General features: G+C 49.6%; 5 protein-coding genes and 1 riboswitch. Of the genes, 2 read left to right on the top strand and 3 right to left on the bottom strand.

Translation table 11 applies throughout. The annotated features are described in order from the left end of the window. The first annotated feature begins 343 nt into the window (after positions 1 to 343). Positions 344 to 1075: a 3-keto-disaccharide hydrolase gene (locus ACOJTG_RS16735; RefSeq protein WP_420154878.1), complete on the top strand. Its 732-nt coding sequence runs from the start codon at positions 344 to 346 to the stop codon at positions 1073 to 1075. A 73-nt stretch (positions 1076 to 1148) separates the two neighbouring features. Here ACOJTG_RS16735 and ACOJTG_RS16730 read toward each other — a convergent pair whose 3' ends face one another. From ACOJTG_RS16730 to ACOJTG_RS16720, 3 genes are all read right to left on the bottom strand, one after another. Continuing rightward, entirely contained in the window at positions 1149 to 2687 is a 1539-nt protein-coding gene (locus ACOJTG_RS16730; protein ID WP_420154877.1) for a PepSY domain-containing protein, read from the bottom strand. A 46-nt stretch (positions 2688 to 2733) separates the two neighbouring features. Further along, positions 2734 to 5100 (bottom strand): TonB-dependent siderophore receptor, encoded by a 2367-nt coding sequence (locus tag ACOJTG_RS16725; protein WP_420154876.1) that lies wholly within the window; start codon positions 5098 to 5100, stop codon positions 2734 to 2736. 169 nt (positions 5101 to 5269) lie between these two features. Next, positions 5270 to 5530: riboswitch (cobalamin riboswitch) on the bottom strand. Between the two features lie 302 nt (positions 5531 to 5832). After that, positions 5833 to 6174, bottom strand: a complete 342-nt coding sequence (locus tag ACOJTG_RS16720; protein WP_104714584.1) for a winged helix-turn-helix transcriptional regulator — start codon at positions 6172 to 6174, stop codon at positions 5833 to 5835. 121 nt (positions 6175 to 6295) lie between these two features. On the opposite strand from ACOJTG_RS16720, the gene ACOJTG_RS16715 reads away from it, so the two are divergent. After that, positions 6296 to 6866 (top strand): alpha/beta fold hydrolase (locus tag ACOJTG_RS16715; RefSeq protein ID WP_420154875.1); only part of this gene is annotated, 571 nt, incomplete at its 3' end.

Here is a 6866-nt window from a genome sequence, read left to right as displayed (position 1 = left end):
GATCACCTCCATCGATTACCAGCGATCTAACGATTCAAGCCATGTAAGGACTACAACGGGCCGCACTCCGAGTTGTTCATTTTTTGAATATAGTACATTCGGAAAAGAACAAAGCAAGATCATTGCTGAGCGTCCCAATGGCAGGTATTCGAGTCTACTCTATAATATGGACTGGTTGTACACGTAGGCAGTTGATCCCGACGAGGGGCTTTCCAAAACCAGCTTCTTTTATGGTCTTTCAGCCCGCTCCTTCCGTCTACGTATTCGATCATTCCCCCTGTACAAGCCAAATTTCTTTGCTAGATTGCCGGAGTATCTTATTCGGAATAAATCCTTTATTCACATGCGACTTTTAGCACTGATGGCCTATGCCAGTATCGCTTCACTGATCCTTACCGCGTTTTCGGAGGACGTTCCAGCCGTTAATCAACTTTCTGCTCAGGAAAAAAAAGAGGGCTGGAAGCTGTTGTTCGACGGCAAAACGCTTCAAGGCTGGCATCTCTATAACCAGGGAAACAAACCTTCCGTGTGGCGGGTGGACAAGGGTGAATTACAGTGTGTTCCGAACGGTACGGGATCAACTTTGGAGCACGGCGATCTGGTCACTGATCAAACGTACAGTAATTTTGATTTGAAGTTTGAATGGAAAATCTCCAAGGCTGGCAACAGTGGCGTCTTTATCAATGTGGTTGAACGCAAGGACATTCCCACCGCCTGGGCTTCAGGGCCGGAATATCAACTGCTGGAACCCTCGCATTACGATTATAACGCCGATCCGAAAAAACGAGCGGGTTGTCTGTACGGATTTGCTCCCCAGAAAAACGAAGCCGTAACCAAACCCGTGGGCGAGTGGAATCAATCCGAAATCAAGCAGAAAAACGGTAAGATCGAATTCTACCTCAATGGTGTTTTAACCACCGAACAAGATTTAACTACGTCGGAGTGGAAGCAAAAAATTAAAAGCACGAATTTCCAACACTTCCCGGCTTTTGGCAAGGCTACTAAAGGACACCTGGCCTTACAGGACTGGATGCAGGGAATTTCTTTTCGTAACCTCAAACTAAAAGAAGAGTAAGAGGACTTGAACGGTCTTCTAGCTCTTCTTTTAGGTCAGGGTACTGTGAATCACTACTCTTCCCCGTCACCCTTCATTTCAACCGTTCGGAAACGGGTTTAATAGCCCCCTTTCGGACGGTTGTTTGCTTTCGTTTCGTAGCTCTTTTTCGCTGCAGCCACTGCCAGGTTAGTACCAGGCCCGTACTGCTGGTAGCGGTTCCGCCGAGTAATAAGACGATCAGGGTAATATCCCACAGCGGTCTGCGGTTTAATAAAAAGCTAAAATCCAGACTGTGTAAACCGTGATACAGCCAGCGTTCGACGCGTGTTAACGTCTGGTGTTTAGACACGACCTGACTCGTTTTTAAATCCACGTAGTACCAGAGTTGCTCGGGGGTGTCGAGTTTGATTCGTAATACGGGCAAACGTTTCTCGCCGTTCTTCGCGTAGTAGTACGCGTCATAACGGTCCAGGACTTTCGATTCCAGCACCGCTACCTTCGGTTCCAGTTTCCGAATCGCTTCTTCAATTGCCCGAGGTTCAAAGGTCTGGAACGGCTTCGCTTCGGCATCGTCCGCCGCCAGTACACGCGTGTGATGATCTTCCTGTAGGGCCAGGTAGTAAGGTCTGCCGTTCCACTGAATCAATTGTATCTCTTTGATTATCAGTTGCCGCGACAACTTTTGATAAGCCGCCGCCGGACTTACTTTGAATAAGGTCAGATTAAGCGGACCACCCATCCAGCGTTCGGTTGCCTGCGGTGAAAGCCGGGTGGAGGGTGCCCAGTTGAAAGGACTCATGGAAAACAAGCCGCTCAATACCCAGGTAAACGCGAAAAGTCCAAAGACAAAACCCGTGTAATGATGCCAGCGAAACCAGCGTTTTTTGTACGGACTAAACGCCAGCGATTCGGGCCGTTTGCGTTGGTAGCGAATGGAGCCCATCGCCAATCCAGCCAGACACATCAGCGTTCCGATTAGCGAAACCCAGATGACTAGCTGACTCCAGACGGGTCGGTTACGGATGAGGAACGTCGGATAAATCCAGTGCGGAATTGGCCCCAGCCAGGCCAGTAACCGTTGCCGGGCCGTAACCTGCTGAACGACTTCGTTTGAAAAAGGAGACACGTATACATAAGTCCCCGCTTCGTCGCCCATTTGCATGCGATACACTTCGGGCAGGTAGCCCTGCGACCGGTGAGCCGCCATCCACTGATCGATCTCTGTTAATTTTTCAACCTGCTGTACCCTCGCATGGGTCCAGTGCTGAGCCAATTGACGAGCGAAGCTTTCACTGGCATAGGGCAAAATAGTCGGGTTATCCGCGTAGATACTGAGCTGGCGGTTTTGTAGGGTAACGATCCGATATACGGGCCGATCCCGTATCATCCCCAAGCGAATGGATTTGATGGAATCCGTTACTCCTGCTCTAGTAATCGCTTCTGCCGGCCTTAACAGGCAGGTTGTCAAATCAATCGGAGGCGTTTGTTGCAGCTTCTGGTGTGATTTGAGCGTCGGATACGACACGTACATCATCATTAGTCCCGACAGAAACCAGACCAGAAACAGTAGACTCAAGGCAAATCCCAGGTAGCGATGAACGAGCCGAATGGCTTTGGTGACTGTTTTCACGAAAGATATACAAAGCCGCAGACTCCAAAAGTCCGCGGCTGAAAGGTTAAAGTTGGTAACTAAGCGTCAGCAGATAATGACGGGTGGCTCCGGGATAAAACTGCCGGGTTAAGATCACGTTGGTGAAATAGCGTTCGTTAAACAGGTTATTCACATTCGCCCGAATGCCCACGCGGTTCAGCTGATACCCCAGGGCCACATCGACGGTCCGATAGGCCGGCAAAACGTACGTATTCGCCGAGTTGGCGAAGGCTTCGCTTTGATAGTTGAAGCCTACCCCGGCATTCAGCCCTTTCAAGTTTTTTTGCTGAACCGTGTAGTTTATCCAGGCATTTACCAGATGCTTCGGAGCCAGCACCGCCGTTTTACCCGCCACGGGGTTTATCTCCGCACTAGCGTAGGGTAAATATTGGGCTTCGGTAAAGGTATAACCCGCCGTCAGATCCAGGCCCGCGACGGGATTCCCCTGAGCTTCCACTTCAAAGCCTTTCGATTCTGCCGAACCCACACGTTTAAAAACGCCACCGGGCAGACTTTCCACCTGATTGTCTTTTCGCATGTAGTACACCGAAGCCGAAGCGGCAAATTTTGATGACAGTTCCAGTCGGGAGCCCACTTCGGCCTGATAACCCGTTTCGGGATCGAACGTCTCCCCGTTTGGAGCTACCCGGCGGGAGGGTTTGAAGTACGTTGAGTACGAGGCGTAAACGGATAAAGGTGCAATGGGCTGATAGACTAGGCCCAGCCGATAGGTCAGGGCATTCCGGGCTATGGTTGATTTGGCTCCGTAGCTGGTTACCCGGCGGTCTTTATCCACCTGATCGGTGTAATATTCACCTTTGAATACATCGTAACGCAATCCTACCAATGCTTTAATTTTCTCGGAAAACCGGATAAAATCCTGGAAGTAAATGCCGTGTACCGTTTCATCCGTAGCCCGGTAGAAGGTATCGTAGTAGTCAATATACCCTTGGTTTTCTATGGGATTTTGTACGGGAATGGTTGCTCCTTTGCCGGGGCCAAAAATGGTCCCGTTATACGTCTTACGATTCAGTACGCTAAGCGAATACCCCAGCAAAATCTTTTGCGAAACCTTAGCGGTGTTGAGGTCGTAGGTCAGCTCCAGCTGATTTTGTAAGGGCTTGGTGAGGTGATTGAAGTAGTAGGGAAACGAGCGGGTAATGGAATCCCGCCGGGTATTGAGCGTCAGTTCTTCCGTTGAAAAATAATCGATGTTATCGTCCGAATACGAGAGTTGATTGGAAAGTTTCAGGTTGGCCATAAGCTCCCGCACGTAACGAAACTGAACATCCGTTCGCGTATGCTTTAAAAAATCAGCGGGGTCGTTGTAACGCGTCGTTAGATCCATGCCGGGAACCAGCACGCCCCCCGCCAAAACGGGGATACCCGAATCCGTGCGGTACACATCTTTATTGGCTCCCACCGACAAATAGAAGTAATCCTTGCGGGTGGGCGTGTATTCCAGGGCCACGTAGGCATTGTTAGTAGAGACACCCGCCTGACGGAAACCGTCGGTATTCGACACCCCGAAATCCATCCGGTACCGAAGCTTCGGGTTGATCGAACCACCCGCACCTGCCCGCATCCGGCGGGTATTGAAACTCCCGTAAGCCGCGGAAAAATTAGCCTTGAAATCGGCCGTAGGCTGCTTCCGTACGATGTTGATGATACCGCCCAAAGCCGAGTGCCCAAACAGAACGGAGGCCGGGCCTTTTAGTAGTTCGATGCGTTCGACGTTGGCTATATTCGTGTTGGGGGCACTCGTGGAAATGTTATGTCGCTCATCCCGAACGCCATCCATCAGTACCACGAAATTGCTGAACCCGCGAATGGTGAAGTGCTGAAAACCGCCGTAGGTGTTGTTGGAACGAACGCCCGTGGTATTTTTCATGGCCTCCCCCAAATCATCGATACCGCGTTGCTCGATGGTTTTTGAACTGACCGAGCTGGTAGACAAAGGCAGATCCCGCAGCGGAACATCGATCTTGTTAATCGCCGAAAAGGAACGGTTTCGCTGACTAGTTACCGTCACGACCGAAAGCTCGTGGGTTTTCTGGTTAAGCTGATAGTGCAGGGGCAGGGTTTCGCCGGCTTTGACCTGTACCTGAACCTGACGCACTTCATACCCGATGCCGCTCAGCGTGAGGGTATACGCTCCCGCCGGAATCGCCTGCAGTTTGAAGCTGCCGTCGGCCTGGGTGATCACTCCCAGACCCATGGGCTCCAGACGAATGGAAATACCGGGGATGGGTTCCTGGGTTTCCGTTTCAATCCGCCCTTCCAGCGAGCCGTTTTTGTGTTGTGGAAAGGCCTCTAAGAGTACACCGCAGAGCAGTACCCAGGTGGTAAAAAGGACTTTGCTACTTAATCGTGAAGTAGAAATGGGGAGCATAACTTTTAACTAAAAAGGTTAAAAGTTCTTCGCTTGCGTTCTAGCTAATGATGAGACAGAGATACAGAAGAAATCAGGAAAGCTTACGCACGGGCGTACGCATATCGGCACAGTGGTGCCCATACAACAAAGCAAAGCTCCCCTTGATAACGCTCTAAACCGTGAAAGCATGATCAGCTAAGAAAAAGGCAGGTCTCCTGACTTGTTCCATTTCAGACGCCTTCCCATACCGAATGATACAGTGGCTCATTTGTCTGAAACGTGTGCCGTTTACAATTTACAGTTTGCCGTTGTCAATGTTTGAATAATTGAAAACGGCAAACGGTCAACCGCAAATGGCGTAGAACTTACAGTTGCACGACAGCTCGTGATTTACACACGATTCCCTATTAATCTGTCTTTCGACAGAACCTTTTTCCGTGGAATAAGAAGTAAAGAACTTGAATGAGGCCGCGAAGGTAGGCTAAAATTGATAGATTAAAGCAGGAAGAGATAACATTACCTAATGTCCTTGTTCAACCTTACTCAGGTTTAGCCCGATTAACTACGGTTTAGACAGACACGGCAAAAGAGTAACATCAATAGGAATACATCTAGTTTCTATCCGACGAGCGACTGGATGTATATGCTTACAGTCCTTCCCATTTCGCTACTGTTTACGTCTATTCAATCCCATTGCTGACTCCATTGATTAGTGGAGACGATTCAGTATAGAAGGGAAGGTAACGCTTTCTATTTCCCCACAATCTCTTTTCTGAAATGCTTCCCCCAGTTGCGTAATTCGACTAACAGGTCTTTCATCGATAGGCCCAGGGGCGTCAGGGCATATTCTACCGTGATGGGCATACTGTCGTACAGCGTACGGGTAATGAGCTGATTTTCTTCCAGTGCCTTTAATTCCTGCGAAAGCATTTTTGGGGAGATTTCTGGAATATCCCGCTGGATTTCACCGAAGCGTTTGTTGCCATACGTCAGGGAAATGATAATGGGAATCCGCCATTTGCCCTGAATGACTTCCATGGCATCTTTGGCTACTTTCAATTCATACTGGCAAGCGGGTTCGGTGCTTTTCATGCTTGGTTACGGTTCATACGTACTTACTCTAAGGTAACTACTTACCCACAGGTAACAGCTATCTTTTCGAAAGTGAATGTAGCTAGTTTTGTCGCATTCACACTACTGAACAAGATCATTCATGAAAAATCTGTTTTTCCTACTCGCGTTTCTAGTATCTACCGTTAGTCTGGCCCAATCACGTACGCCACGAACCTTTCTGCTCGTGCACGGGGCCTGGTCGGGTGGGTGGGATTACGCTAAAGTGGATGCCTTACTAACGACTAAAGGGGATAAAGTCTACCGACCAACGCTTACGGGTTTGGGCGAACGCGTGCATTTGTCCAGTGCAAGCGTCAACCTGAGTACGTACATCTCGGATATTGTGAATGTGATCCGGTTTGAAGATCTGCACAACATAATTCTCGTTGGACATAGTTACGGCGGCATGGTCATAGCGGGTGTAGCGGAGCAGGTACCCGACCGCATTCGGCAACTGGTATACCTGGATGCGATGGTACCCAATGACGGCGAAAGTGCCAAGGATGTTTGTGGCCCGATCTGGGACGCCCTGATGGTACCGCACATCAAAGACAGCGTGATGACCTATCCGTTCGGTCCTACCAAATCCACGCCGCCCATGGACGTGCCCCAGCCCATCAAAACCTATACGGAGCCGCTAAAAATTAGCAATCCACGGGTTAAAAACATTC

The sequence above is a fragment of the Siphonobacter sp. genome (assembly GCF_048595215.1).
Taxonomy (GTDB): domain Bacteria; phylum Bacteroidota; class Bacteroidia; order Cytophagales; family Spirosomataceae; genus Siphonobacter.
The sequence above is the reverse complement of the archived record's forward strand: the minus strand, read 5'-3'. Positions and strand labels throughout refer to the sequence as shown.

Bases quoted from the DNA above. Each gene is read 5' to 3' on its own strand.
- ACOJTG_RS16725 (WP_420154876.1), bottom strand. From the start codon at position 5,100: ATGCTCCCCATTTCTACTTCACGATTAAGTAGCAAAGTCCTTTTTACC.
- ACOJTG_RS16720 (WP_104714584.1), bottom strand. From the start codon at position 6,174: ATGAAAAGCACCGAACCCGCTTGCCAGTATGAATTGAAAGTAGCCAAA.
- ACOJTG_RS16735 (WP_420154878.1), top strand. From the start codon at position 344: ATGCGACTTTTAGCACTGATGGCCTATGCCAGTATCGCTTCACTGATC.